The organism is Candidatus Cloacimonadota bacterium (assembly GCA_012516855.1).
Taxonomy (GTDB): domain Bacteria; phylum Cloacimonadota; class Cloacimonadia; order Cloacimonadales; family Cloacimonadaceae; genus Syntrophosphaera.
In genome coordinates this window covers 1-3,317 of record JAAYWB010000087.1, presented here as the reverse complement: position 1 = coordinate 3,317, position 3,317 = coordinate 1, and the positions used below count along the sequence as shown (strand labels likewise).

The following is a 3,317-nucleotide window of genomic DNA, read 5'->3' as shown; positions in this document are numbered from 1 at the left end:
TTCATGCCCGCCGTCGGCGAAGCACGCTCAGACCGAGGCCGGCGAGCAACAGGCCGAGCAGCGCCCCGCCCGCCGGTCCGAGCGTCGGGACCGCGAGCACCGATGGGTCTCCACGGAAGTTCGCGACCACCTCGCAGTCGGCCGTGATCGGCCCCGTCGTGTACGTGCTGCCCACCAGTGAGCCGTACGGGCAGGTGCCGCCCACGTTGTCAATCAGGTAGCCAGCAGCCGGCGTCACCGTGAAGGTCGCACTCGCCCCGTGGGATACCGTCTGCGACGGCGGCGTGATCGTGCCCGAAGGCGTCCCCACGCTCGCCGTCACGGTGTGCGTGGTCTGCCGGAAGTTCGCGACCACCTCGCAATCGGCCGTGATCGCCCCCGTCGTGTAGACGTTGCCCGCGAGCGTGCCCGCCGGGCAGGTACCGCCCACGTTGTCTATCTCAAAGCCGGCATCCGGCGTCACCGTGAAGGTCGCACTCGCCCCGTGGGCCACCGTCTGCGACGGCGGCGCGATCGAACCCGACGGCGTCCCCACGCTCGCCGTCACCGTGTGGCGCGCCGTCGGCTGGATGGGACGCACCACCACGGTCAGGTGGATCACGTCGCCCGCGGCAGCGCCGGAGCCCTGGGTCAACACCACGTAGCCGAAGGCGTACTGGTTCAGCGGCAGGCCGCCCACGGCGGCCAGGACGTTGAGGGTCTGAGTCTGGCCGGCCGTCAGCGTGAAGCTGCTGGGGGTGGCGGACAGCGTCATGCCGGCCGGCGTCACGTAGGTGGCGGTCCAGGCGCCGGCACGCGCCGCCTTGACGGTACGGGTCCACGAGCAGGCGCCTGCGCACGCGGCGTCGGCCAGGCTGGCTAGGTTGAGCGCTTCGGGGTTGGCGGCGCCGGCCGCGAAGTTGGCGCCGGTCTCGTTCAGCACCAAGCTGGCGTTGGCGGCGTGGTTGAGGTCCACACGGCCAGCGCCCATGTCGAAGGGGATGGCGGGAGTGACGCCGTCTTCCTTGCGGATGCCGGTGTACTTGCCGGTGCCCATCAGCGCCGACTTGATCTCGGCCGGACTCCAGGTGGGATGCACGGCCTTGACCAGCGCGGCCGAGCCGGCGGTGTGCGGGCTGGCCATGGAGGTGCCGCTCGTGAAGGCATACTCCACGGAGGTGGTCTCGGGGTCGATGCTGCCCGACCGATAGGCGGCCAGGATGTCGACGCCGGGGTTGCTCACGTCGGGGGTCAGCAGGTTGGCGATGGGGTGCGGCCCGCGCGAGCTGAAGCCGGCCATGATGTCGCCGTTGCTTGGCGCGTAGCTGAAGGTGGTGCCGGCAATGCGGCCCTGGTGGCCGGTGCCGCTGGCCAGCCAGGTCTTGAGCGCCACGCCGTCGGCGTAGCTGATGTGCACGGCGGGCAGGTGATGCAGGTCGCCGTTCAGCGAAGCGCCGTTGGCGGCGTCATTGGCCAGCACCATGCCGATCGCGCCGCCCTGCAGGACGTTCCAGCCCTTGGCCACGCGCGCGTTGGTGCCGCGGTCGCAGACCACGATCTTGCCGGTGAAGGTATTGGGCGCGGCCGGAGACTGGCACAGCGGGTCGCTGTAGGGCGCGTCGCCCGCATAGACGAGACCGCCCACGGCCGAAGCGTTGGAGACGCCGAGGCCGATCAGCGTGCCACCGCCGGGCGGGGTCGTGCTGCCGCCGGAAAGGCTGGTGACCGCGTTGGAGCCGGAGCGGTTGTGGGTGTTGGCGCCGACCGTGATCACCCACGGCGGGGTGCCGCCGACGGTGCCGGCGCCGGGGCCGGTGTTGCCGGCCGAGCGGGCCGAGGTGATGCCCGCGTTGAAGACCGACAGGTAGGCCTGCTGCTTGATGCCGGAGAAAGCGTCGCCGCTGATACCGATCGACTCGTTGATGACGTGCACGCCGTCGAGGATCGCCTGGTTCAGCGCGGCGATGACGTCGGTGTTGTAGCAGGTGGTGCCGCAGACGTCGTACATGATGATGTTGGCGTGGGGCGCGACGCCGGAGATCGCCGGGCTGAAGGAGTAGCTGCCCAGGGTCACCGTGCCGGGCGCCAGGTAGTTGCCGGCGGCGGTGCTGGAGGTGTGGCTGCCGTGGCCATCGTTGTCCTCGGGGCCATCGGTCTCGCCCCAACTGGCGTCGGAGTAGTCCCAGGCGCCGACCAGCTTGGCGTTGCAGACGTACGCCGGGTTGTAGTTGGGGTTGGACGGGTTGCACCACCCCTTGTAGTTGCCCGCGCCGAAGGGGTTGGTATGGACGTAGCCGTCCCCACCGGTGGCGGCGAAGGAGGGGTGGTCCATGTTGATGCCGGTGTCGAGCACGCCGATGATCACGCCCTCGCCCTTGGTGCCGGGCAGGCCGCCGGTAGCGGTGCCGTTCCAGATCGCCGGCGCGCCGATCCACTGTGGGCCGACGTCGGTGGCGAGCGGCAGAGCCTCATCGCGTTCGACGCTGGCCACGCCGGGCAGCTTGGCGATCTGCGCGGCCTCGGCAGGGTCGAGCACCATGATCACCGCGTTGAGCGCGAACTGGAGCTGGTACACCACTTGCGGTGAGCGGCCCAGCGTCTTGCGCAGGCTCGCGACGAACGTGTCCTGCTCGGCCTTCAGGTAGGCGGCAAAAGCCCGGCTGGGCACACTCTCGGCATCGAGGCGGGTCTGGCCGCGGGTGGCCGGGTTGGTGGCTGGGTAGCCTGCAATGCCGCCGGTGTAGCTGGGCACGGCAGGATCGGAAAGGATCACGATGTAGCGAGCGGAACCAGCGGCGTTGGCCGGCTGTACAAGGGGAGCTGCCTGGGGCTGTGCCGCGGCTGCTGGTGATCGCGCGGGCGCCTCGAGGGTTGCGCTCGGCTCCAACGCCAGGGCAGGTGACACGATCACGACGAACATCGCGATGGCCGTAAGCAGCGTAGCGGTTCTACCTCTCATCATGGCTGTCTTCCTCCTCCGAGAAGAACGTGCTGCCGGCAAGGCGGAATGGGGGTCCACGCGCGGGCGGTGATCCGGCGCGGTGATATGGGCAACGGTACGACGCTCGACGCCTTCATCGAAAAAGCTTTGGTCCCCCCAACCGGCGGCGTGAAGCTGTGCGGATAGACGTCGCCGTTTGGAAAAAAATTCCCGCGCGCGTCTATCCCGAGATCGGGCGTTTCGCCTCGGAAGAGCACCCCAAAAAGCCAACGGGCCGGAGGTCGCCCCCCGGCCCGTCGGTGAGACTCCGGCTATGCAGCCGTCAGCGGTTCATGCCCGCCGTCGGCGAAGCACGCTCAGACCGAGGCCGGCGAGCAACAGGCCGAGCAGCGCCCCG

At 69.6% G+C, this 3,317-nt stretch carries 1 protein-coding gene; it reads right to left on the bottom strand.

Annotated elements, in window-relative coordinates; all coding sequences use genetic code 11:
- Position 1: 1 nt before the first annotated feature.
- Entirely contained in the window at positions 2-2,941 is a 2,940-nt protein-coding gene (locus tag GX466_08300; GenBank protein ID NLH94195.1) for a S8 family serine peptidase, read from the bottom strand.
- Positions 2,942-3,317: the final 376 nt, after the last annotated feature.